Below are 23,862 nucleotides of genomic sequence, written 5' to 3'. Positions count from 1 at the left end.
AGTAGCAGCTAGACCGGTTGGGCCGTGAGTTCGTCGACAAGTGCCTGTACATGGGCCTTGATCTTGTCCCGGATAGGTCGGACGGCGTCGATGCCCGCTCCAGCCGGATCATCGAGAACCCAGTCTCGGTAGGTTGTACCCGGGAAGACCGGGCAGGTATCGCCGCAACCCATCGTGATGACAACATCCGAATTCTGCACTGCATCGGCGGTGAGGATCTTCGGAGTTTGGTCGGAGATATCGATACCCAGCTCCGCCATCGCTTCGACCGCAGCGGAATTGACGCTCTCGGCCGGCGCGGATCCGGCTGAGCGAACCTCGATGGCATCGGCGGCGAGATGATTCAGGAATCCGGCCGCCATCTGTGACCGGCCGGCATTGTGGACGCACACGAACAGGACGCTGGGTTTGTCGGACATGAGTTTTGGGTTCCCTTCCCGAAGCAGCTCTAGGACGATGCGTTCGTAGAGTCGGCAGATGCGAGTGAAATATCTTGCATGGCAAAGCGTTTACGTAGAGCGAGTGAGACGTAGACCAAGCCGACCAGCACCGGTACCTCGATCAGTGGGCCGACAACACCGGCGAGTGCTTGGCCGGACGTGGCGCCGTACGTGGCGATGGCAACGGCGATCGCCAATTCGAAGTTGTTGCCGGCTGCGGTGAACGCGAGTGTTGTGGTGCGTTTGTATCCCAATCCCATTGTGGCACCGAGGATGTAGCCACCGCCCCACATCAGGGCGAAGTAAGCCAGCAGGGGAAGCGCTATGCGGACGACGTCCCACGGCTGCGAAGTGATCTGCTCGCCTTGCAGCGAAAACAGGACAACGATAGTGAACAGTAGACCGTAGAGCGCCCACGGGCTGATCTTGGGAATGAACGTGTTGTCGTACCAGTCTCGGCCTTTCGACCGCTCACCGAAAAAGCGGGACAGGAAGCCGGCGAGCAACGGGATGCCGAGAAAGATCAGCACGGATTTGGCGATCTGCCACGGTGACGTATCGATCGTTGTCTGCTCGAGGCCGAGCCACCCTGGAAGGACGGATAGGTAAAACCAGCCGAGCACGGCGAACATGACCACCTGGAACACCGAGTTGATGGCTACCAATACCGCAGCGGCTTCGCGGTCCCCGCAGGCCAGGTCGTTCCAGATGATAACCATCGCGATGCACCGAGCAAGGCCGACGATAATCAAACCCGTCCGGTATTCGGGGAGGTCGGGCAGGAAAAGCCAGGCAAGGGCGAACATTAGTGCCGGTCCGAGGATCCAGTTCAGGAACAGCGATCCGGCAAGGAGTTTCTTGTCGCCGGTGACCGTGTCGAGGCGGTCGTATCGAACTTTCGCGAGTACTGGATACATCATGATCAGCAAGCCCAGCGCGATCGGCAGCGAGATACCGTCGATCTGCACCTTTTCGATTGCTGTGTTCAAGCCTGGAACCCAACGGCCCAGCAGCAGTCCGGCAACCATCGCGACACCGATCCACGCCGGAAGAAATCGGTCGAGAGTGGAGAGTTTGCCGACAACGGCTGGATTCTTGGTTGTGTCAGCGTTGCTCATGCCGTGACCTCGGCGCATTTGTCTACGGCGGATCCCTCGACCAGGAGAACCGCTGAAAGCTGTCGTAATGCAGCAGGAACAACCCAGTAGTACACCCAGGTGCCACGTCGTTCGCAGTCGAGCAGTCCGGCCTGGCGCAGCACCTTGAGGTGATGCGAGATTGTCGGCTGAGACAGATCGAACGTGTCGGAGATGTCGCAGACGCAGGCTTCTCCACCCTTGTGGCTTGCCACCAGACTCAGCAGGCGTAGTCGCACGGGGTCGCCGAGTGCCTTGAACATCCGGGCCAGGTCACCGGCCCAGTCTTCGGTCAACGGTTCGCGGACAAGCGGGGTGCAGCACGCGTCGGATTCCGGCACGTCTTGATTCGACATTCGTCAATATTGACAGATATCGAAATAGGGCGCAATCCGGCGATCGTCGAACCGTCGATCGAAGGCCTCAGGCAGGCTCGGCCGCCGATCTCCGTTCGAGAAGAACGGTGTCGCGCCAGACGCCGTCGAGTTGGGCGATCTTCTCGCGGATGCCGATGGTGCGGAACCCGGCGGAGTGATGCAGTGAGATCGAAGCGCGGTTTTCGGGGAAGATCGAGGTCTGCAAGGTCCAGAAGCCGTCATCGTCGGCGGACATAACCTGCTTGCGTAGCAACGCTTTTCCGACGCCTCGGCCACGCATCCCGTCAGCGACATAGACGGAGTTCTCGGCAACCCCGCGGTAGCAGTCTCTCCCGGAGGCTTGGCTCAGGGTGGCCCATCCCACGACGACATCGTCGATGGTCGCGACCCAGCGGTGTTTTGGTAGCCACTGCGCATCGAGTTGCTCGCGGGTGGGCACCTCGACGGCGAAGGTGGCGTTGCGGGTGTCGATCCCTTCGCCGTAGATCCGTAGGACCGCGTCCCAGTCGTTGTCAGCCATTGCCCGCACGGTGACGTCGTCGGGCAGATCGCTCGGGCAGCAGGGCCGCGGCGCGAGAACCCCCATGACGATGTCGGCCGGCTGTGGCAAGGCAACGCAGCACGTCGGACTCATCGCAACAACGGTGCTGGTTCCATCCTTGCGCAGGTCTACGAATCCCACGTCGGCGAGCTTGCGTAGGTGGTGGGAGACGGTTGGTTGTCCGATTCCCAGAGCCTCCGCGAGTGCGCCGACGGTAATCCCGCCGGTAGCGCTCGCGACTCGGTGCAGCAGTCGGACCCGCATCGGTTCGGCCAGGCAGGCGAACCACTGCGCGTAGGTGTCGGCGTCACTCTGCTCGAGCAGGTTCGAACCGAGCTGGCCCTGAGCCGAATCGCCGACGCGAACGGTTGGAGTCTGCAGCGATGTCATGTCAACACTCTATCGACATCCATCGATGGTTGCGTTCATTGATGGATGTCAATATAGTCGGGTGAAAGATTGATGACTGTCGATGAAGGGGTGTTTGTGATGGGTGAGCTGCCTGTTGTCGTGATCGGAGCCGGACCGATCGGTCTCGCCGCTGCTACACAGTTGCGCGAGCGCGGACTCACGCCGCTGGTGTTCGAGCGCGGCGATGTAGCGGGCGCAGCGATATCCGAATGGAATCACGTGCGGCTGTTTTCGCGTTGGTCCGAACTTGTCGACCCGGCGGCTCGGCGCGTGCTGGAGCAGAACGGGTGGACCTCGCCCGATGCCGATACTTACCCGACTGGTCAACAATGGCGTCGGCACTACCTCGAGCCGCTCGCCGGTGCGCTCGGCGATGCGGTTCAATTCGGTACCGAGGTCATCGGGGTCGCCCGCCGCGGCCGCGACCTGGTAGTTGACGCCGGCCGCGACACCGAACCTCTCTCGATCCATATTCGTCGTACCGACGGAACTGAGGATCGAGTTTTCGCTCAGGGAGTTGTCGATGCGTCAGGGACCTGGGGAACGCCCAATTCTCTTGGCAGCGAAGGTTTGCCGGCGCTCGGTGAGAATGCAGGCGGGGATGCGATCACGTACCGTGTTCCCGATCTCGACGACGAGGAAGTGCGCGCACGGTTCGCAGGCAAACACACCGTCGTCGCGGGTAGTGGGCATTCTGCGCTGACGGCGATCGTCGCTCTGGCTGCGCTCGAAGTGGAGGGCACCCGCATCACGTGGGCGGTCCGTCGGGGGAGCGTCGGTTCCGCGTTCGGTGGCGGCGAGTCTGACGAACTGCCCGCTCGCGGCGCACTCGGGCTACGTGCGAAGAAAGCCGTCGACGACGGACGCCTCACGGTGGTCACCGGATTCCGCACCGCGAGCGTGGAATCCGCGGGTGACGGCCGGGCGACGCTGATCTCCGATGCCGGCATCCGGATCGAGAACGTCGACAATGTCGTCGCATTGACCGGTTTCCGTCCTGATCTGACCTGGCTCTCGGAAATCCGCCTCGGTCTCGACCCCGTGCTGCAGGCGCCGACGCAGCTCGCGCCGCTGATCGACCCGAACGTGCACTCCTGCGGCACCGTGTATCCCCATGGTGCGAAGGAACTTCGCCACCCGGAGCCGGGTGTGTACCTGGCGGGGATGAAGAGCTACGGCCGCGCGCCGACGTTCTTGGCCATGACCGGTTACGAGCAGGTTCGCAGCATCGCCGCAGAACTTGCCGGCGACCACGAGGCTGCTGCCCGGGTGGAGTTGATTCTCCCGGAAACCGGAGTGTGCGGTGGTGCAGGCGTTTTCGATGAACCTGACGCCGCGGAAGCCGAAGGTGGCTGTTGCGCCGCGCCTGCTCCGCAGCTGATTTCGCTCTCCGGTCCCGCCGGTAGTGCCGATTCCTGCGGATAGAACTCGGCCGAGGGGGAGAATCCGCCCTTGTTGTCGGTGCCTTCCTTTAACGTTGGCTCATGACACTGACTCTGGGAATGATCACATTCGACAGCCTTGATCCGGGTCCACTTTCGCGATGGTGGGCCGAACAACTGGGCGGCTCCGTCACCCAGGAGAACGACGGATGGTTCTACATCGTCGAGGTTCCCGGCGCGTCCACCAATTTTGCCTTCCAGAAAGTCCCGGATCCCACGGCCGGAAAGAACCGAATCCACCTCGACCTGTCCAGCGAGGATCTCGACGCTGAAGTGGCGCGGCTGATTGAGGCCGGCGCGTCTGAGCATCACCGCGAGAACATGGACGGATTCCGCTGGGTGACACTGACAGACCCCGACGGTAATCAGTTCTGTGTGTCCGGCGCCCACAGCTGAGTGGTAGGTAGTCGGGCATGATGAAGGACATGACTTCCCACCCTTCGCTGACCGGGGCCGACGCTACTGGCCTGTGTAGTTTCGTTGATTCGTCGCCGTCACCGTTCCACGTGTGTGCAACAGTGGCGTCGCAGCTCACAGCCAGCGGATTTGTGGAGTTGCAGGAGACTCAGGCGTGGCCGTCGGAGCCGGGTCGGTATTTCCTGGTGCGCGGCGGTTCGTTGATCGCGTGGAGTACCGACGGAGTCACCGATAGTGCACCGTTCCGCATCGTCGGTGGTCATACAGACAGCCCGAACTTGCGGGTGAAGCAGCATCCGGATCTGACCTCGGCGGGCTGGCAAATGGTGGGCCTCGAGCCGTACGGCGGGGCTTTGCTGAACTCGTGGCTTGACCGCGATCTCGGTATTTCCGGCCGTGTGAGTGTCCGGGTGGGAAACACTGTGGAGCAGAAGCTGGTTCGCATCGACGAACCGATTCTTCGTGTCCCTCAGTTGGCGATCCATCTGTCCGAGGACCGCAAGGGCGTCACACTGGATCCGCAGCGGCATGTCAACGGAATCTGGGGTGTGGGTACCAAGCCCAAGTCGTTCATCGGATTTGTCGCCGGTCGGGCAGGAGTGGCTGAATCATCCGTCCTGGGTTGGGAGTTGATGACTCACGATTTGGCACCGAGTGCTGTGGTGGGCCTGGGCAAGGAGCTCGTCAGTGCGCCGCGGCTCGACAACCAAGGAACGTGTTATGCCGGGACACAAGCACTTCTAGCCGCCGCCGAATCTCCGGGGAACCATGTTCCGGTGCTTGCGCTCTTCGATCACGAAGAGGTGGGCAGCATGTCCGATCGCGGTGCGTTCTCGGATCTGCTGAACACGGTCCTCGAGCGAATAGTGTTGGGCCGCGGCGGTGGTCGTGGCGAATTCCTACAGGCAATGGCAGGGTCGGTGTGCGCGTCCGGCGACATGGCACACGCGACGCATCCCAACTACCCCGAACGTCACGAACCCGCGCACCGCATCGAGATCAATGGTGGGCCGGTACTCAAGGTCAACCAGAATCTGCGATACGCGACGGATGCCGCCGGTGCCGGTGAGTTCGCGCTTGCCTGCGACCAAGCGGGAGTTCCGTTGCAACGCTATGTGCATCGGGCTGATCTGCCGTGCGGTTCTACCATCGGACCGATCACAGCATCGCGGACCGGGCTGTCCACCGTGGACGTCGGAGCGCCTCAGCTCGCAATGCACTCGGCGCGCGAGCTGATGGGCGCCGCCGACATCACGATGTATGCAGACGCTCTCGGCGCGTTCCTTACGCCGAGGAGTTAGAAGCCAAGGAGTTAGAAGCCATAGCGGGGAGTTTCTCGAAGAATTCCGTGGTCGGGGTGAAGAACATCGAACCCGTCACGGCTGTCGAGAAGTCGAGAAGGCGGTCGTAGTTGCCGCGCGGTGAGCCGAGGAACATGTTCTCCAACATGCGCTCGGTGATGGCGGGAGTGGCGCAGTACCCGATGAAGAATGTGCCGATCTCGTCATCACCGAGGCGTCCGTACGGCATGTTGGCGCGCAAGATTTCGAGGGAGTTGCCATCGTCGTCCTTGATCGCGTTGAGCGCGACGTGTGAGTTGGCCGGCATGACGTCCTTGGACATCTCGATGTCCTCGAGTTTGGTGCGGCCGATGACGCGTTCCTGTTCGTCGACCGTGATCGCTTCCCACTCACGCATCTTGTGGATGTATCGCTGGATATGGACGTAGCTGCCGCCCGAGAAATCGGGATCTTCGTCGCCGACGGTCACGGCAGCGATCGCGGCGCGGCCCGACGGGTTTTCGGTTCCGTCAACGAAGCCGATGAGATCGCGGTTCTCGAAATACTGGAAACCGTGAATCTCGTCGACGACAGTTGCCGCGCCGTGCAGGCGCTTCGTAATCTGACGAGCCACCTCGAAGCACGCGTCCATGCTCATCGCGCGAATGTGGAAAAGCAGATCTCCGGGAGTCGACGGCGCGTGATGGACGTCTCCCTGCAGAGCAGTGAACGGTCGTAGCAAGGCGGGCCTCGGACCGGCGAACAAACGATCCCAGACGTCCGAACCGATGCTGGTCACCACGTCCAAACCGGAACCGGGAACGCGCAGACCCACCGACCGCTGCAGGCCCGCCACATCGGCGAGCAGTGCACGCGTTGCGTCCTCCCCACCAGGGTTCACCGTCGCAACCAGGAAGATCGCCGCGGGAGTCAGAGGGGTCGTCACCGACTGGGACCTCGCCGCGACGTCCGACTGACGCACATCCTGTGGCATGGGAAACCTTCCGTTCGAGTACCGAGCGACACCGGACGGAAAATAAAAACCGACCGGTTACCGAAACCGTAAACGAGTGTGACGGGGACGACTTCGAAGACCCACTGCTCGCGTCGGTGCTGCCGTCTGCGGAAGTCGTCGGCCCACCCCGATAGACTGTCTCCCGGCACGTTCTTTCGTTGGGCACATTTGTGGTGTCCCGCTCCGCGCCGGCTCGCTCTTGACTCCCGTAGGGAAGGGACCCCTCTCCAGTGTCTGCTCATCAGGTCGATACCGTCACGCACGCATCGGCTGATCCCGATGCCGCTCAGCCGTTCAAGGAGCTAGGTCTCAAGGACGACGAATATGCCCGCATCAAGGAGATCCTGGGTCGCCGTCCCACGGACGCCGAACTGGCGATGTACTCGGTGATGTGGAGCGAGCACTGCTCGTACAAGTCCTCCAAGGTTCACCTCGGATACTTCGGCAAGACCACCACCGACGAGATGCGCGCCAACATGCTGGCCGGTATCGGTGAAAACGCCGGTGTTGTCGACATCGGCGACGGCTGGGCAGTCACGTTCAAGGTCGAGAGCCACAACCACCCGTCCTACGTCGAGCCCTACCAGGGTGCGGCAACCGGCGTCGGCGGCATCGTCCGCGACATCATGGCCATGGGTGCTCGTCCGATCGCCGTCATGGATCAGCTGCGTTTCGGCGCTGCTGACGCCCCCGATACCCGTCGCGTCGTCGACGGTGTCGTGCGCGGCGTCGGTGGATACGGCAACTCCCTCGGCCTCCCCAACATCGGCGGCGAGACCGTCTTCGACGAGTCCTATGCCGGTAACCCGCTGGTCAACGCGCTCGCGGCTGGCGTCATGCGCGTCGAGGATCTGCACTTGGCCTTTGCGTCGGGTGCAGGCAACAAGATCATCCTGTTCGGCGCACGTACCGGTCTCGACGGCATCGGCGGCGTCTCGGTTCTCGCGTCGGCAACCTTCGACGACGAGGGTGGAGACACCGGCGGACGCAAGAAGCTCCCCGCGGTTCAGGTGGGCGACCCCTTCACCGAGAAGGTGCTCATCGAGTGCTGCCTCGACCTCTACCACGCCGGCCTCGTTGTCGGTATCCAGGACCTCGGCGGCGCCGGACTGTCCTGCGCCACCTCCGAGCTGGCCGCAGCCGGCGACGGCGGCATGCACATCAACCTCGAAAAGGTTCCGATGCGCGCCACCGGAATGACCCCGGCCGAGGTTCTCTCCAGCGAATCGCAGGAGCGCATGTGCGCCGTGGTCACGCCTGAGAACGTCGACGCGTTCATGGAGGTCTGCAAGAAGTGGGACGTCCTGGCCACCGACATCGGCGAGGTCACCGACGGTGAGCACCTCACCATCTCCTGGCACGGCGAGACCGTCGTCGACGTTCCTCCGCGCACTGTCGCTCACGAGGGCCCGGTCTACCACCGTCCCGTCGAGCGTCCGTCCACCCAGGACGCGTTGATCGCGAACACCACCGCAGGCCTCAAGCGTCCCGAGACGGATGAAGAACTCGAAGCCACCTTGCTGAAGATGATTGCTTCGCCTGCGCTGTGCAGCCGCAAGTGGATCACCGAGCAGTACGACCGCTACGTCCGCGGCAACACCGTTCTGGCCGAGAACGCCGACGGCGGCGTGATCCGGATCGACGAGAAGACCGGCCGCGGAATCGCTCTGTCCACCGACGCTTCGGGCCGCTACACCGCGCTCGACCCGTACACCGGCGCGCAGCTCGCGCTCGCTGAAGCATTCCGCAACGTGGCAGTCACGGGCGCGACGCCCAAGGCCGTCTCCAACTGCCTCAACTTCGGTTCGCCCGAGGACCCGGGTGTCATGTGGCAGTTCCAGCAGGCTGTTCGCGGCCTCGCCGACGGTTGCGCCACCCTCGGCATCCCCGTCACCGGCGGCAACGTCAGCTTCTACAACCAGACCGGATCCACGGCCATCCTGCCGACGCCGGTGGTTGCCGTCCTCGGTGTGATCGACGACGTTCACCGCCGCATCCCGACGGGCCTCGGACTCGAGCCCGGCGAGACGCTGATCCTGCTCGGCGACACCCACGACGAGTTCGACGGTTCGATCTGGTCGCAGGTCGAGCACGGCCATCTCGGTGGCGTGCCGCCCAAGGTCGACCTCGCCCGTGAGCAGCTGCTCGCGGACATCCTGCTCGCCTCCTCGCGTGACGGTCTCGTCACCGCGGCCCACGACCTCTCCGAGGGTGGACTGGCCCAGGCTGTCGTCGAAGCTTCGCTGGCCGGCGAAACCGGTTGCCGCATCCTGATTCCCGAGGGCGCCGATCCGTTTGTGACCCTGTTCTCGGAATCGTCCGGACGCGTCCTGGTTGCGGTTCCGCGCACCGAGGAGACCCGCTTCACCGGTATGTGCACCGCTCGCGGCTTGCCGTGGACGCGTATCGGGGTCGTCGACGAGGGCAGCGACTCCGTCGAGGTCCAGGGACACTTCTCCGTGACGATGGCCAAGCTCCGTGAGGCCTTCGAGGGAACGCTGCCTGCCCTGTTCGGGTGATAGATGGTCGATTCCGGAGAACTGATTTCTTCTGACAGCCAGCCGCAGGAACACCACCTGCGGCTGGCTGTTCCCGCATCTTTCGAGAAGCTCGACAACCGCTTCACCGAGTGGGCGTGGGGGCTCCTCAAACTCGACTTCACCGGCATTGCCTTTGCCGCGTTCTTTTTCTGCTGGTCGCTGACCCCTTCGCTGTTGCCGCGTGATTGGCTGTTCCAAGGTTTGATCGGCGGTATCAACTCGGCCATCGGTTACGGCGTCGGAACTGCAATCGGATGGGCCGTGGAGCGGTATTTGCTTCGGGGCCGTCGCTGGTGGCCGCTCCCGGAACCGGTGCCGAGCGCGATCAAGATCTTTGTTCCCGTCGCGTCGATCGTGGCCGCGGTCATCATGCTCGTCTACGCCGCGGGGTGGCAGCGGGAAATTGCCGCGCTGACCGGCGCGGAAGGCACCACCACCAGCGGATACATTCGTACTCTCGGGCTGAGCGTGCTCATCGGTGGTTCACTGATCGCGTTGTGGCGATTGCTTCACGATCTGGTGAAACTCATTGCGCGCGTGCTGATGCGGCGCTTCCGCTGGTCGCGGTCGGTTGCAAACGGCGTCGGCGTTGTGGTTGTGACGGTTCTGTTCTTCATGTTGGTCGACGGCGTACTGGTGCGCGGAATCTACGCCGCGACCAACTCGATCTTCAGCCTGCAGAACTCCACCACGCGCGACGGCGTCGTCGAACCACAGGATCCGATGAAGTCGGGTAGTCCCGAATCTGCCGCGCCCTGGGACACATTGGGGTTCGAGGGACGGAACTTCGTCGCACGTGGATTGAACGCGCAGGAACTCGAAGCGGCCAACGGCAAGCCCGCGATGGACCCCATCCGCGTGTATGCGGGCTTGGAAAGCGCCGAAGATCCGGATGAGCGCATGGATCTGGTCATCAAGGAACTCGAGCGGACCGGCGCTTTCGCGCGCAAAGTGCTTGTTGTCATTCCGACAACAGGTACCGGTTGGGTGAATCCCACCGCCGCGCAGGCGATCGAGTTGGTCGGAAACGGCGATACGGCGCTCGTCGCCAGCCAGTACTCGTATCTGCCGAGCTGGATCTCGTTCCTCGCAGATCAAGAAAAGGCGCAAGCTGCCGGACGTCTCTTGGTCGAGCGGGTTCACGAAAGATGGCTCCAGGAACCGGAAGCAACCAGACCCAAGTTCATGGTCTACGGCGAAAGCCTCGGCGTTATGGCCGGCGCCGGAGCTTTCGACACTCTTCAAGCCGCCCGCGAGACCGCCGACGGAATCTTGTGGGTGGGCCCGCCCAACGCGACGTCGTTGTGGCGTTCGATTGTGCAACGACGCGACCCCGGCACAACTGAAGTGGCTCCCGTCTACGCTGACGGTCTGGCCGGGGTCCGGTTTGCGGATCGCGCCGAAGACATTCCGACCGAAGCAATGGTGTGGCCGGACCCCCATGTGCTGTTCATTCAGCACCCGTCCGATCCGGTGGTGTGGTGGTCGCCTGATCTCATGTTCAACCGCCCACCGTGGTTGAACGAGATCCCGGGATTCGACCGGTCACCGTCGATGAAATGGTTCCCGATCGTCACGTTCTGGCAGGTCTCTGCCGATCTCGGTAATGCCGCGGGTGTTCCGGACGGGCACGGCCACAACTACGGAACCACCGTGCTCGACGGCTGGGTCAGTGTCGCTCAACCAGAGGGCTGGACGGCGGCGGACACGGAGCGAGTGCGAACGTCACTGGTTGCCGCGTTGAAGTCGCAAGGCCCGGAGAAGTGAGGGGAGTAGCGTCGATTGCGCTCTCGGTAGCCGCGATCACGTGGAGCAATGCGGTGCTTCCGGCACTCGGACTTTCACCCCGCGCGCGGGCAGTGGTCAACACCGTGGTGGGGTGCTCGGCCATCGGCGCCCTTCTGGCGCGCGGTTACAGCCGTGAGGAACTGGGTCTGGCGCACACCGGTATTCGTGGCGGTGCGCAGTTCGGGGGAGCTGGCGCCGGGGCTGTCCTGACGGGCTACAGCGTCGCCTTGGCTGTTCCGTCGTTGCGCGCGACCCTCGCTGCCGACGAGCGCGCGGACGGCCGCGAAGACTTCCTCGAATGGATCATTCTGCATATTCCGTTCGGCACGGTGTTGTCCGAAGAATTGTTGTTCCGCAGCGCTATGTCCGCAGTCTGGAATCGCGAACTGAACCGCCCTGCAGCGCAGGCCGTACATGCCCTCACCTTCGGATTGTGGCACGTTGCGCCGGCGCGCGGCGCCGGCGACAATGTCCCTGCCGCAGTGGCTTTTACGGGCGCGTCGGCATTGCTGTTCGAGTGGCTGCACCGCAAAGGTGGCAGCGTCCTCGCGCCGGCGTTACTGCACCTGGCTACCAATGCCGGTGGAGCACTTGCCGTTCGAATCGCCACCAATGGACAGGGAGTGAACTGATGCCACCGCGCCGCGCGGTCGACCCCGCAGAATTTCGTGCCGCGATCCTTGCTGTGGGACCGTGGCTTCGAGATCCGGAGTTTCCGAAGCCCACTCGCGCTGAACTCGGTGCGGCAGTGAAGATGAGTGCGCGCACTCTCGAACAGATTGCTCCCGGATCGAGCGTCGAGGTGCGGGTGCCGCCCTTTGTTGCGGTGCAGTGCATCGAAGGTCCGCGTCATACTCGCGGAACCCCACCCAACGTCGTCGAAACCGATACTCGTACATGGTTGTTGATGGTGACCGGCCTGCTCGATTTCGGTGAAGCTGCTGCTGACGGCCGGGTTGACGCATCCGGCAGTCGGGCTCCCGAAATTGCGCACTGGTTGCCGCTGCTGCGTCTGTGACATTGAGCTACGAAAGGTTAACTGTCGCAGGGCTAGTGCTGGACTACTGTTGCTTGTCCGGGGTGCGACCCGCTCAAAACTTCGGGCCCCGGAGTGGGGGGAGTCGTTCAGAGGTGGGTCGGAGGAGGAGTTGCGCCATCTGCCCTCGTTGCAGGAGACGGAAGCGCAGATGTCGGATCTGATTGTGCGGAGGGGGAGGCAGTCGCGAAGATTGCTCCGGCGACGAGTTGGCGGTGGATCCAGCAGAGACAGCACAGTAGCTGCAATATCCCGCGCCTGCCTACGACAGGCTTATCTGTGCACAGCGCGTTCTGGACCTCAGATGTGCCGTGCAGGTGGATCTTGCGGGGCGGCGTGACGAGTCCGAGCTGGGTGGCACTCCGTGAACCATCACTGAATTTTGCCGTGGCCACCAGAGAGACTGATCGGTCCGATTCAAAGGCAAGGTTGCCCTGGGCAAGGCGCGAGGAAAATTGGCCGTAGACTGTGTATGCCCCCCAACCCCTGCCCACAAAGGGAGCGCCACGTGACTCGTGCCGATCTGTCGGTCAACAGTCCAAATCTCCTCGCTACGAACCCGTCCGACGAGGACGAGAACGAGCCCCGCGAAGAATGCGGTGTATTCGGCGTTTGGGCGCCGGGAGAGGATGTGGCGAAGCTCACGTATTACGGACTGTATGCGCTGCAGCACCGTGGTCAGGAAGCTGCCGGCATTGCGGTGGCAGACGGCTCCCAGGTGCTGGTGTTCAAGGATCTCGGCCTGGTCAGCCAGGTATTCGACGAGCAGACCCTCGCAGCGATGCCAGGTCACGTCGCCGTCGGACATTGCCGTTACTCCACGACCGGTTCCACGACGTGGGAGAACGCGCAGCCCATCTTCCGCACCACCGCGGCGGGAACGGGCATCGCCCTCGGCCACAACGGCAACCTGGTGAACACCGCTGAGCTCGCGAGCCGCACCCGTGCGGCCGGCCTGGTCAACGACAAGCGCCCCAACGCTGCGACTTCCGACTCCGACCTCATCGGCGGTCTCCTGGCGCACGCTGCCGGCGACAGCACCATCGAGCAGGCCGCCATGGAACTGCTTCCCACGCTGGAAGGCGCGTTCTGTCTCACCTTCATGGACGAGCACACGCTCTACGCAGCGCGTGATCCGCACGGAATTCGTCCGCTCTGCCTCGGTCGCCTGGATCGCGGTTGGGTAGTTGCCAGCGAGACCGCGGCCCTGGACATCGTGGGCGCGTCGTTCGTCCGCGACATCGAACCCGGCGAACTGCTCGCGATCGACGCCGACGGCGTCCGCTCCTCCCGTTTCGCCAACCCGACGCCCAAGGGTTGTGTTTTCGAGTACGTCTACCTCGCCCGTCCCGACAGTGTGATCGGTGGCCGTTCGGTCCACTCGACCCGCGTCGAGATCGGCCGACTGCTCGCCAGTGAGCATCCCGCCGAAGGCGACTTGGTCATTCCGGTTCCCGAGTCCGGCACCCCTGCAGCCGTCGGGTACGCACAGGGTTCAGGCATCCCTTACGGCCAGGGCCTGATGAAGAACGCCTACGTCGGCCGTACCTTCATCCAGCCGTCGCAGACCATTCGTCAGCTCGGCATCAGGCTCAAGCTCAACCCGCTCAAGGAAGTTATCCGCGGCAAACGTCTTGTGGTGGTGGATGATTCGATCGTTCGCGGCAACACTCAGCGTGCGCTGATCCGGATGCTTCGCGAAGCCGGCGCCCTCGAAATTCACGTCCGCATCGCCTCGCCGCCGGTCAAGTGGCCCTGCTTCTACGGCATCGATTTCGCCTCACCGGCCGAATTGATCGCCAACGGAGCAGGCGGACAGGATGCCACGTTCGAGGAGATGCTCGACGGAGTGCGTCGCTCCATCGGAGCGGACAGCCTCGGCTACATCTCCACCGAAGGCATGATCGCGGCCACCGAGCAGCCGGCAAGCCGTCTGTGTGCTGCCTGCTTCGACGGCACCTACCCGATTGCGCTTCCCAAGGAAACGTCGATGGGTAAGAACGTCCTCGAGGGCATGCTCGAGAGTGCGGCCGGTTCGGCTGCCACCCGCGACAACGACAACGCGAGCGCGCTCAGCCGCCCGTAATCCGCGAAAACGGACAATTTGCCGCCCCGCTTGTCGGGGCGGCAAATTTTTTTATGTTTCCGGTCACTTCAAGTGTCGCGGCTATCTGGCATAGTGCCCTCGTGGCGCAACTGAGAATGGATGGGCATCGAGTCCTGGTCGCGGACTTGATGGGGGACACCATCAAAGCGATCAGCGGATCAATGGTGGCGTACGAGGGTGCGGTCACCTTCAAGAACGCCGGAATGGGCGGCGGCGGCGGAATCCGCGCCGCGCTCAAACAGAAGGCAGCCGGAGAATCGCTGTCATTGATGGAAGTCAGTGGTCAAGGCACCGTCTACTTCGCCGTGGACGCCCAGGACATCACGATCATCGAGCTCAACAACGACGCTCTTCACGTAGAAGCGTCGCAGCTGTTGGCACTTGTGGGCCAGCTACGCACCGACGTGAAATTTGCCGGCCTCCGCGGCGCCGGCTCCGGCCAGGGTTTGTTCACGACAGTTGTCAGTGGCACCGGTCTGGTGGCCGTGCTGTCGAAGGGCGGGCCGATCATCGCGCTCGAAGTCAGCCCGCAGTACCCGCTTGTTGCCGACCCCGACGCCTTTGTCGCCCACCGTGGACAACTGAATCAGAGCTTCGTCACCGACGTCACCTGGCGATCCGCGATCGGCGGCGGCAGTGGTGAGGCGTTCTCGTTGCGCTTCGACGGATCCGGTGTCGTCTACATCCAGCCCGAGGAGCGCTGAACCATGCCGTTGGAAAAGGTGAACAGCAAGGTCGTCAAGTCGACCCTCGTTCCAGGGCAGAACGTGCTGGCCCGCACCGGATCGATGCTCTACTACACCGGCGACGTCAGATTCGTCCCGCACAGCATGGGGGGCGGTCCTGGTGCGATGCCGAACATGGGCGGCATCGCGGGCATGGCCGGCCGGATGATGTCGGGCGAACATGCACGCATGATGGCCGCGGAAGGACAGGGCGAGGTCCACTACGGTCACGCTGGGCTGTACGTCGACGTCATCCATCTGGACGGCTCATCCATGCTCACCGTGGAAGCGGATCGCCTCCTAGCGCATGACGCCTACCTGCAAAGTTCGATCGTGGCCCTGACGTCTCAAGGTGGTGTTCGCGGCGCCGTCCGCGGTGCGATGACAGGGCAAGGACTTTTCACGACACAACTGCACGGTCAGGGAAGCGTCGCGGTGCTCTCGCACGGCGGGGCCATTCCGCTGCAGGTCGGTCCGAACAATCCCCAAGTTGTGGTGGATCCACAGGCCTACGTGTGCCATCTCGGGCAGATCACCGTCGACATCTCCGCCAACGTCGGCTGGCGTGAAGCCGTCGGCAAGGGCTCGGGGGAGTCCATTCAGCTGAAGATGACCGGTATGGGAACCGTCTGGGTTCAGGCGTCCGAGCAGAAGTTCTGAGGGAGAAATCGAATGAGTATCGAAATTCACACTCCGGCATCTCTGCCCGCGAACGACAACGTCCCGGGTAATGACTACGCCTTCTGTGTCGAGCTGACCGGGCAGCCCTGGTTCACGTCCAAAGGCGCGATGATCGCGTACTACGGCATGGTCAACTTCGAGCCACTCGGACGCACCAGCATGTCGGCGATGGTGGCAGCCAGATTCTCGTCGCCGCTGTACGCGGACGACTGGGTAATCGCGCAGGGCCAAGGCAAGCTGATTCTCGGCGACCGGGGATTCAACATCAATTCCTACGATCTCGACGACGGCAACCTCACGATCCGCGCTGCCAACCTCCTTGCGTTCGAGAACGGCCTCGAACTCAAACAGTCAATCGTGCCAGGCTTTTTGACGTTGCTCGGAACCGGGAAGTTTCTGGCGTCGTCCAACGGTCCGGTCATGTTTGCCGAACCTCCGTTGCGGATCGATCCACAGGCTCTCGTCGGTTGGGCGGACTGCCCGTCGCCGTCGCACCACTTCGACGCAGACTGGATGCAGAGCTTCCTCGGATCGGTGCGGGGAACAATGTTCGGCGCGAATACCGGTGAGGAGAAACAGTTCGATTTCACCGGCGCCGGAACGGTGCTGATCCAGTCGAGCGAGAAGGTCCTCAACGACGGACACCTCCTGCGACACATCCAGTCGGAGACTGTTGCACTCGGGCAGAACAGTCTGCGGGCGCTGCACACCTCGATCGGTTCGCAGCTCCAGAACTGAGCTCGAACGGTACGCGAGGTCTCGTCAGCTGCCTGTGTCCGGTAGCGTAAGGGCGTAATCGTCGGTATTTGTGTGCGCTGAGGTCTTGTTCGCTCGAGTCGACCGCCTCGGCACGTCGCGAGGATTACACAACACATACCTGTGCACGGAGAAAACGTGCGCGAGAAATACTAGGGCTGGAGTAGTAATCCGATGACCGAGGACAGTCACCGCACAGCAGGCGCCTCCTACGCAGCAGCAGGAGTCGATATCGCCGCCGGCGACCGGGCGGTGGAACTCTTCGCCCCCATGGCCAAGAAGGCCAGCCGCCCCGAGGTCATGGGTGGCCTCGGCGGATTCGCCGGATTGTTCTCGCTCAAGGGTGACTACAAGGAGCCTGTTCTCGCTGCTTCCACCGACGGCGTCGGTACCAAGCTGGCCGTCGCTCAGGCGATGGACAAGCACGACACAGTCGGCCTCGACCTCGTCGCGATGGTTGTCGACGACCTCGTCGTCTGTGGCGCCGAGCCGCTCTTCCTTCAGGACTACATCGCCGTCGGTCGCGTGATCCCCGAGCGAGTTGCCGAGATCGTGGGCGGCATCGCCGAAGGCTGCATCCAGGCCGGCTGCGCGCTGCTGGGCGGCGAGACCGCCGAGCACCCCGGCATCATGGCCGATGGTGACTACGACCTCTCCGCCACCGGCGTCGGCGTCGTCGAAGCGGAGAAGCTGCTCGGACCGGACCGCGTCCGTCCCGGCGACGTTGTCATCGCCATGGGATCCTCGGGTCTGCATTCCAACGGTTACTCACTTGCCCGCAAGGTGCTTCTCGAGATCGACCGCATGAACTTGAACGCGCACGTCGACGAGTTCGGCCGCACCCTCGGTGAGGAGCTCCTCGAGCCCACCAAGATCTACGCCAAGGACTGCCTGGCACTCGCTGCCGAGACGGACGTCCGCACCTTCTGCCACGTCACCGGTGGTGGCCTCGCCAACAACCTCGGGCGCGTCATGCCCAAGGGCCTCGTTGCCGAGCTCGATCGTGGAACATGGAGTCCCGCCGCCGTCTTCGCGATGATCGCGCAGCGCGGACGCGTCGAGCGCGCCGAGATGGAGCAGACCTTCAACATGGGTGTCGGCATGGTTGCCGTCGTCGCTCCTGAGGACGTCGATCGTGCGCTGGCCGTGCTCACCGCACGCCACATCGACTGCTGGACGCTGGGAAGCATCAAGAAGGCCTCGGACGCCGCAGCAGAGCGTGCGTTCCTGGCCGGAGATCACCCGCGCTTCTGAGCCGGTAAGACCACAAAGCTGCCCCGCCGATTCAGTTCGGCGGGGCAGCTTTTTTGTGCGGATCGAGCACCTGGAACAGGCACGCAAAAATGAGGAAGAGCGATCAGCTCTTCCTCATTTCACAGTCTGCGCAGATGGCAGTGCGCGGTCAACGCCGCCAGTCGTCGTAGTCGTCCTCTCGCGAATGCCCTTCCCTATCGGAAGTCTGGTCCGATCGGACACTGCTCCGATGCGAGTTGGTCGATCCACCTGCGAGCTCTCGTTGCAGGCTATCGAAATCCGTGGTCGGTACGCTGTACTTCAATTCGCGTGCAACCTTGGTCTGCTTTGCCTTAGCCCGGCCGCGGCCCATGGCTGACCCCCTCGCGCTTTCGCGGGGCGGCCTGGGGAATTTGGCGGCCCCGTTTGAGTGTGTAAGTTTCCTGACACACACTCTAGCCTGGAAAAGTCGCTTCCGCTTCCACGTGGCCCTCGTTGCCGTGTCTGTTTGCTCTCACTATGGCCGCGAGCTGCCAGGATGCCGACAGAACTGCTCAGAACTTTGTTAGAACTGCGCAAAAGTTTTCCCGGAACTACTCAGAAGTTCCCCGGAATCGCTCGAATCGTGCCCACGCGGGCATCCCCGCCGAACACCGGAGCCGACGCCAGAGCCGCCAGTTCTTCGGTCCATTCCGTGTTCATCCGCTTGAGTAACGCGGCGGCCAACGGAAGCAGAGCCCGTTCGTGTCCGTCGTCGATCTTGAGAGCAAACGCCGAGCCGTCGGGGAGGGCTCCCGCGTAGATACCGTCGTATCCGGTCTTGGTGAACAGACCGGGCACTGCGGACATCAGACGCTGATCGTTGCGCCCGGTTCCGGAGACGAGAAACGGGTTGGCTCGCACGGCGTCGGCGACAGCGCGCTCCGGGGAATCAGGCGTCGCCGACGGCAGGCGACCGAAGGCCCGCGCCAGATTCGAGAGCGAGAGTGGCACGATCGGCAGGCCGCAGCCGTCGATTCCCAGCTCCTGCTCCTCCTCCCCGCTGAGATCGAAGATCGTCTCGGCGATCGCGAGTTGCAGGGGATGTGTCGGTTCCATGTACGTCTCGAGCGGCCAGTCGTTCACCACGCACGTGGCGAGCATCGCGGAGTGCTTACCCGAGCAGGTCATGTAGATCGGGCTGGGGAGCTGGCCCGCGGCAATCAACTCGGCGCGGGCGAGTTCGTTGCCTGGCAGATCGGCAGGGCACTGTAATTGATCGACGCGGAGGTCGTAACGATCGAGTAGGCCCTCGACGAGTTCGATGTGGTCGGCCTCACCGGCGTGCGACGACGCCGAGACGGCCAGTTCCTCCGGGCTGCTGGGTTCGAAGCCGTTGCGGAGCGCTGCGACGGCCTGCAGCGGCTTGTTTGCCGAGCGGGGATAGATGGGTGTGTGGATTTCGCCCACTCCCACGACCAGGTCGCCGTGGGCGTCGAGGATGACGGCCGATCCGCGGTGTACACACTCGCGGAATCCGGAGCGGACAACTTCGACCAATTCAAGGCTCACGAATGCACCTGTGTTTCCGCTCGTTCTACGAATGTGCTGATCCGCTCGAGGACGTTCGGCGCAAGATCGTGGTGACCGTTCAACAGCTGCCGCAGGTGTTCGGGATCTGCGCCGGTGAATACTTGTCGAACCGTGACGCCGTGATCGGGGACGTGCACTCGCGTGACCGTATCGCCGGCTGCGAGGGTGCCCGTTCGGTTCACTCGCAGATACGCGCCGACATCGGCTCGCTGGGTGAACCGCTTCACCCAGCCCTTCTCGCCCGACCAGAGTCCGAAGGTGCCGCACGGCACGCGGGGCCCGGTGACCTCGAGCTCCACCACATCGGACGAGTCCGCTCCGGTGATGTGCCAACGTTCGCCGATGACTGCGTCGGTCACGGCGATACCGGTGATGCTGAGGTTCTCACCGAACCAGCCCGGATGGAGGGGGCGGCCCAACTCCGTCGACCAACGCTGCGCCTCGGCATGGTCGTACGCGTAGACGGCTTGATACGCGCCGCCGTGGAATTCGGTGTCGCAGACATAGTCACCCCCGAGGCCGAGTCGGCCCAAGGGGACCCGGCCGTCGACGGATCGTTTGTCGATTGCAGTTCGAGTCACACGTTTGACGCCGCTGTCGCGTTCGGTATGTACGACGCACACGGCGTCCACGACGCCGGTCACTTCCCGCGCAATCGGTTGACGGCTTCACGTCCGGCCTGAGGTGCGTTGTCGTCGACTATCGAGTCCGGATCGATCGACGCGGCGCTGGGGCCGGCAACCAATTCGGTCCCCGCGGGGACGTTGCGCTTGACCAGTGCGAGCGCGATAGGTCCGAGCTCATGATGATTGACGACGGTTCCGACGCGGCCCACTGCGCGGCCACCGGCTGTGATGGGGTCGCCCGGTTCGGGGAGGGCTTCGGCGCTTCCGTCGAGGTGCAGGAGAACGAGGTGCCGCGGCGGCTTGCCGAGGTTGTGCACGCGGGCGACGGTTTCCTGGCCGCGGTAGCAGCCCTTCTCGAGGTGGACCGCGCCGTATTCGGCGGGGCCACCGATCCACCGCACTTCGTGCGGGATGGTCTTCTCGTCGGTGTCGAGTCCGATGCGAGGGCGGACGGCTTCGACGCGTAGGGCCTCGAAGGCCCACGTTCCGGCCGGTGCGGCGCCGGCGTCGGTGAGCTTGGTCCACCAGGTTGCCAAGTGCTCGCGGGGTACGAGGAGATCGAAGGAGTCTTCGGTCGGCCACGGCATCCGACGGACGAAGCCGCCGCCTGGCAGGGCCTGCGCGTCGTACACGTCGACGGGCGCACTCGTTCCGACGGCGTCGAGGACCGAGGCGGCTTTCGGCCCGAGAATGCTCAGAACGGCAAGTTCGTTGCCGTCGCGGGGTTCGGCCTTGGACCAGAACACCATCTTCTTCAGGAAGGCGAGGAGTGCGGGGCCTCGATCGGCTTCGGTGTCGATCCAGGTGACGCCGCCGAGGTCCGTCTGGACAAAGTGGTGTTCGACGCGGCCGTTGATGTCGAGGCTGAGATTCTCGGCGCTCTTCCCGTCGGGGAGCGCGGCAATGTGCTGGCTCGAAATGGTGTGCAGCCAGGTGAGTCGCTCGTCGCCGGGAATGGCGATGACAAATCGGTGGCTGCGATCGACGACAATCGCGTCGCGTTGCGCAGTCCGTTGCTCACCGAGCGGATCGCCGTGATGCCACGCGACGCCGATGTCGACCGATCCGTCCGGGGCTGCGACCGCACCGGGGGCAGTCATGAGTGGGCTGTTGGGCACAAGAGCGTTGTCGACCACGTCACCAGTCTAGGAGTGTGGTCCGTGCGTCGGTCGAGTGCGGGGCGTGAGCGGTGTTTTCCGTCGCTAGTGTTGAGGGTATGGCTGATCGCGTATTGGTAACTCTCGACCATGAGGTGCTCGATGCTGACGCACCCTTCCTCCATGCTGACGACTTGGCTGTCGTGCGGGGTGACGGGGTATTCGAGACGTTGTTGGTTCGGGGTGGCCGAGCGCGGGTAGTCGAGGCTCATCTGAGCCGACTGGTTCTCAGCGCCGAGGCATTGGGTTTGCCTGCCCCGGTGCTCGACGACTGGCGTCTGGCGATCGAGATGGCCGTCGAGGAGTGGGGGAGCGAGAAGGAAGGCGCCTTGCGTCTCGTCCTGACGCGCGGGCGCGAGAGCGGGGACAAGCCGACGGCTTTCGTGATGGTCGGACCGGTGGCGGATCGGGTGCGGCAGGTGCGTGAAGCGGGTTTGTCGGTAATCACGCTCGAACGCGGATTCTCGGTGGATTTGTCGGCACGCGCGCCGTGGCAGTTGCTGGGAGCGAAGACGTTGTCCTACGCAACCAACATGGCAGCACTGCGTTACGCCGGCACTTTGGGGGCCGATGATGTGATCTTCGTCAGCTCTGAGGGCAATGTGCTGGAAGGGCCGCGGTCGACGGTGGTGGTCGTGCGGGACAGGACTTTGATCACACCACCGCCCGCTCAGGGCATTTTGATGGGCACAACACAGCGTGCGCTGTTCGACGTCGCCAAGGGTGCGGGCTTCGACAGTCGTTACGAGACCCTGCGACCTGCAGACTTGATCGCAGCGGACGGAGTGTGGATGGTTTCGAGTGTCACGCTGGCCGCGCGCGTCACTACACTGGATGGCTTTGCTTTACCAGAGCCTAAAGTCGCTGCCGAATTCACGAAGTTGGTCGAACGGGCGGTCGACTAGAGAGCGGGGCCGAGATGGGCGAATAGGAATCCTCAACGGTCTCTACTACCTTGAGTAGTAGCAAAGTCCTGCGGTCCAAACCGGACAGCAGTACCGTGTCCGCAGGGGCCGAGCGACTGCCCGCGTCTCGAACCCCGAAGCCTGTCCCAGGGCCCTACTCTCGGAGTAGCCAATGGATACTTTGGACGTCTCCAGGTGGCAGTTCGGTATCACTACCGTCTACCACTTCATCCTTGTTCCGCTGACCATCGGACTTGCACCGATGATCGCGATCATGCAGACGATGTGGGTGGTCACCAAAAAGGACCACTGGTATCGGCTCACCAAGTTCTTCGGCAAGCTCTTCCTCATCAACTTCGCACTCGGTGTGGCCACCGGCATCGTGCAGGAATTCCAGTTCGGCATGAACTGGAGTGAATACTCACGATTTGTCGGTGACGTATTCGGTGCACCGCTGGCTCTCGAAGGTCTTGTGGCCTTCTTCATGGAGTCCGTCTTCATCGGACTGTGGATCTTCGGTTGGGGCAGGCTGCCCAAACTCGTTCATCTGGCGTGCATTTGGCTCGTGGCGATCGGCGTCAACGCGTCGGCCTTCTTCATCATCGCGGCCAACTCGTTCATGCAGCACCCTGTCGGAGCGGTGTACAACCCGGAGACGGGTCGTGCCGAGCTCACCAGCATCTGGGAGTTGTTGACCAACAACACTGCTCTTGCCGCCTTCCCGCACGCCGTCGCCGGCGCCTTCCTGACCGCGGCGACGTTTGTTGCCGGCATCAGTGGTTGGTGGATGGTGCGGAACATGCGCCGCGCCAAGAAGGCTGAGGCCGCCGAAGCCGAGCGTCTCGAATCCGATGCACGGACGATGTACCGTCCGGCAACACGATTCGCCTTGCTCGTCATGATCGTGGCCGGCATCGGCATCATCTACACCGGTGACGTCCAGGGCAAGCTCATGTTCCAACAGCAGCCGATGAAGATGGCGTCGGCAGAGTCGCTGTGTGAGACCGAGATGGATCCGGACTTCTCGATTCTCACCATCGGTACTCACAACAACTGTGACAGTGTGACGCACGTTCTCAAGGTGCCGTTCGTTCTTCCGTGGCTGGCCGAGGGCAAGTTCACCGGTGTCGAACTTCAAGGCGTCAACCAGTTGCAGGAACAGGCTGAGCAGGACTTCGGACCCGGCAACTACCGCCCGAATCTCTTTGTCACGTATTGGTCTTTCCGCGCGATGATCGGTCTTGCCGCCGGTTCGGCAGCGTTGGCTCTCGCGGGGCTGTGGGTCACTCGCAAGGGGCGGGTCCCGGACCAGAAGTGGTTCGGAATCCTGAGCATCGTCGCGATTCCAACGCCGTTCCTCGCGAACAGTGCCGGCTGGATCTTCACCGAGATGGGTCGGCAACCCTGGGTGGTGCATCCCAACCCGACCGGCGTAGACATGATCAGACTCACTGTCGACCAAGGTGTTTCGGACCACGCGTCGGCAACGGTCTGGGCCTCGTTGATCACGTTCACCCTTCTGTACGGCGCGCTGGGTGTCGTCTGGTTCAAGCTGATCGTGCGGTACGCGAAGGAAGGCCCGTTGGAGCACGACATGCATCCGCCGGGAGATACCGATCACGAAGAGCCGGAAGATCCGGACAAACCCAAACAACTGTCGTTCGCGTACTAGGAGGC

General features: G+C 63.1%; 23 protein-coding genes. 14 read left to right on the top strand and 9 right to left on the bottom strand.

The window, feature by feature from the left end; genetic code table 11:
- Positions 1 to 8 precede the first annotated feature (8 nt).
- The 4 genes from V2B23_RS13330 to V2B23_RS13315 form a co-directional block, all read right to left on the bottom strand.
- Complete coding sequence (locus V2B23_RS13330; RefSeq protein ID WP_430950782.1) at positions 9 to 419, bottom strand: arsenate reductase ArsC; 411 nt, start codon at positions 417 to 419, stop codon at positions 9 to 11.
- A 29-nt stretch (positions 420 to 448) separates the two neighbouring features.
- Positions 449 to 1,558: an ACR3 family arsenite efflux transporter gene (arsB, locus tag V2B23_RS13325; RefSeq protein ID WP_430950781.1), complete on the bottom strand. Its 1,110-nt coding sequence runs from the start codon at positions 1,556 to 1,558 to the stop codon at positions 449 to 451.
- Positions 1,555 to 1,932, bottom strand: coding sequence for an ArsR/SmtB family transcription factor (locus V2B23_RS13320; protein ID WP_430950780.1), 378 nt, complete (start codon positions 1,930 to 1,932; stop codon positions 1,555 to 1,557). The genes arsB and V2B23_RS13320 overlap by 4 nt, the downstream gene beginning before the upstream one ends.
- Before the next feature lie 67 nt (positions 1,933 to 1,999).
- Positions 2,000 to 2,884, bottom strand: coding sequence for a helix-turn-helix domain-containing GNAT family N-acetyltransferase (locus V2B23_RS13315; RefSeq protein WP_430950779.1), 885 nt, complete (start codon positions 2,882 to 2,884; stop codon positions 2,000 to 2,002).
- Between the two features lie 99 nt (positions 2,885 to 2,983).
- Between V2B23_RS13315 and V2B23_RS13310 the strand changes: the two genes are divergently transcribed.
- The 3 genes from V2B23_RS13310 to V2B23_RS13300 are packed head-to-tail and all read left to right on the top strand — an operon-like array spanning position 2,984 to position 6,065.
- On the top strand, positions 2,984 to 4,330 hold the full coding sequence (locus tag V2B23_RS13310; protein WP_430951149.1) for an NAD(P)-binding domain-containing protein: 1,347 nt from the start codon (positions 2,984 to 2,986) through the stop codon (positions 4,328 to 4,330).
- Positions 4,331 to 4,389: 59 nt separating this feature from the next.
- Positions 4,390 to 4,743 carry a VOC family protein gene (locus V2B23_RS13305; RefSeq protein ID WP_430950778.1) on the top strand — a complete coding sequence of 118 codons (354 nt, stop codon included), beginning with the start codon at positions 4,390 to 4,392 and terminating at the stop codon, positions 4,741 to 4,743.
- Positions 4,744 to 4,772: 29 nt separating this feature from the next.
- A complete protein-coding gene (locus V2B23_RS13300; protein ID WP_430950777.1) occupies positions 4,773 to 6,065 on the top strand; it encodes a M18 family aminopeptidase in 1,293 nt (430 codons plus the stop codon).
- Here the strand turns inward: V2B23_RS13300 and V2B23_RS13295 are convergent.
- Positions 6,049 to 7,038: a Dyp-type peroxidase gene (locus V2B23_RS13295; RefSeq protein ID WP_430950776.1), complete on the bottom strand. Its 990-nt coding sequence runs from the start codon at positions 7,036 to 7,038 to the stop codon at positions 6,049 to 6,051. The genes V2B23_RS13300 and V2B23_RS13295 overlap by 17 nt on opposite strands.
- Before the next feature lie 251 nt (positions 7,039 to 7,289).
- Between V2B23_RS13295 and purL the strand changes: the two genes are divergently transcribed.
- From purL to purM, 9 genes are all read left to right on the top strand, one after another.
- A complete protein-coding gene (gene purL / locus V2B23_RS13290) occupies positions 7,290 to 9,578 on the top strand; it encodes a phosphoribosylformylglycinamidine synthase subunit PurL (RefSeq protein WP_430950775.1) in 2,289 nt (762 codons plus the stop codon).
- Positions 9,579 to 9,581: 3 nt separating this feature from the next.
- The gene (locus V2B23_RS13285) at positions 9,582 to 11,366 is read left to right on the top strand and encodes an alpha/beta hydrolase (protein WP_430950774.1); all 1,785 of its coding nucleotides are present in this window, start codon (positions 9,582 to 9,584) and stop codon (positions 11,364 to 11,366) included.
- Positions 11,363 to 12,019, top strand: a complete 657-nt coding sequence (locus V2B23_RS13280; protein ID WP_430950773.1) for a CPBP family intramembrane glutamic endopeptidase — start codon at positions 11,363 to 11,365, stop codon at positions 12,017 to 12,019. The genes V2B23_RS13285 and V2B23_RS13280 overlap by 4 nt, the downstream gene beginning before the upstream one ends.
- Complete coding sequence (locus V2B23_RS13275; RefSeq protein ID WP_430950772.1) at positions 12,019 to 12,405, top strand: sterol carrier family protein; 387 nt, start codon at positions 12,019 to 12,021, stop codon at positions 12,403 to 12,405. The genes V2B23_RS13280 and V2B23_RS13275 overlap by 1 nt, the downstream gene beginning before the upstream one ends.
- Positions 12,406 to 12,931: 526 nt before the next feature.
- Positions 12,932 to 14,509 (top strand): amidophosphoribosyltransferase, encoded by a 1,578-nt coding sequence (gene purF, locus V2B23_RS13270; RefSeq protein ID WP_116102222.1) that lies wholly within the window; start codon positions 12,932 to 12,934, stop codon positions 14,507 to 14,509.
- A gap of 116 nt (positions 14,510 to 14,625) precedes the next feature.
- On the top strand, positions 14,626 to 15,234 hold the full coding sequence (locus tag V2B23_RS13265) for an AIM24 family protein (RefSeq protein ID WP_430951148.1): 609 nt from the start codon (positions 14,626 to 14,628) through the stop codon (positions 15,232 to 15,234).
- 3 nt (positions 15,235 to 15,237) lie between these two features.
- The gene (locus V2B23_RS13260) at positions 15,238 to 15,915 is read left to right on the top strand and encodes an AIM24 family protein (RefSeq protein WP_033233947.1); all 678 of its coding nucleotides are present in this window, start codon (positions 15,238 to 15,240) and stop codon (positions 15,913 to 15,915) included.
- Between the two features lie 12 nt (positions 15,916 to 15,927).
- The gene (locus V2B23_RS13255; protein WP_430950771.1) at positions 15,928 to 16,674 is read left to right on the top strand and encodes an AIM24 family protein; all 747 of its coding nucleotides are present in this window, start codon (positions 15,928 to 15,930) and stop codon (positions 16,672 to 16,674) included.
- A 192-nt stretch (positions 16,675 to 16,866) separates the two neighbouring features.
- The gene (gene purM, locus V2B23_RS13250; RefSeq protein WP_033233949.1) at positions 16,867 to 17,946 is read left to right on the top strand and encodes a phosphoribosylformylglycinamidine cyclo-ligase; all 1,080 of its coding nucleotides are present in this window, start codon (positions 16,867 to 16,869) and stop codon (positions 17,944 to 17,946) included.
- 148 nt (positions 17,947 to 18,094) lie between these two features.
- Here the strand turns inward: purM and V2B23_RS13245 are convergent, their stop codons facing one another.
- The 4 genes from V2B23_RS13245 to V2B23_RS13230 form a co-directional block, all read right to left on the bottom strand.
- Positions 18,095 to 18,298: a DUF3073 domain-containing protein gene (locus tag V2B23_RS13245; RefSeq protein WP_033233950.1), complete on the bottom strand. Its 204-nt coding sequence runs from the start codon at positions 18,296 to 18,298 to the stop codon at positions 18,095 to 18,097.
- A gap of 224 nt (positions 18,299 to 18,522) precedes the next feature.
- Positions 18,523 to 19,476 carry an asparaginase gene (locus V2B23_RS13240; RefSeq protein WP_430950770.1) on the bottom strand — a complete coding sequence of 318 codons (954 nt, stop codon included), beginning with the start codon at positions 19,474 to 19,476 and terminating at the stop codon, positions 18,523 to 18,525.
- Positions 19,473 to 20,141, bottom strand: coding sequence for an MOSC domain-containing protein (locus tag V2B23_RS13235; RefSeq protein ID WP_430950769.1), 669 nt, complete (start codon positions 20,139 to 20,141; stop codon positions 19,473 to 19,475). Before V2B23_RS13235 ends, V2B23_RS13240 begins: the two co-directional genes overlap by 4 nt.
- Complete coding sequence (locus tag V2B23_RS13230) at positions 20,138 to 21,223, bottom strand: YgfZ/GcvT domain-containing protein (protein WP_430951147.1); 1,086 nt, start codon at positions 21,221 to 21,223, stop codon at positions 20,138 to 20,140. Before V2B23_RS13230 ends, V2B23_RS13235 begins: the two co-directional genes overlap by 4 nt.
- A gap of 116 nt (positions 21,224 to 21,339) precedes the next feature.
- Here V2B23_RS13230 and V2B23_RS13225 point away from each other — a divergent pair, with 116 nt between their 5' ends.
- Both V2B23_RS13225 and V2B23_RS13220 read left to right on the top strand, forming a co-directional pair.
- The gene (locus V2B23_RS13225; protein ID WP_219110918.1) at positions 21,340 to 22,185 is read left to right on the top strand and encodes an aminodeoxychorismate lyase; all 846 of its coding nucleotides are present in this window, start codon (positions 21,340 to 21,342) and stop codon (positions 22,183 to 22,185) included.
- Between the two features lie 172 nt (positions 22,186 to 22,357).
- Positions 22,358 to 23,857, top strand: coding sequence for a cytochrome ubiquinol oxidase subunit I (locus V2B23_RS13220; protein ID WP_430950768.1), 1,500 nt, complete (start codon positions 22,358 to 22,360; stop codon positions 23,855 to 23,857).
- The last annotated feature ends 5 nt before the right edge of the window (positions 23,858 to 23,862 follow it).

It is taken from the genome of Rhodococcus sp. 24CO (assembly GCF_050586165.1).
Lineage (GTDB): Bacteria > Actinomycetota > Actinomycetes > Mycobacteriales > Mycobacteriaceae > Rhodococcus_F.
This window is presented reverse-complemented; position numbering and strand designations above follow the sequence as displayed.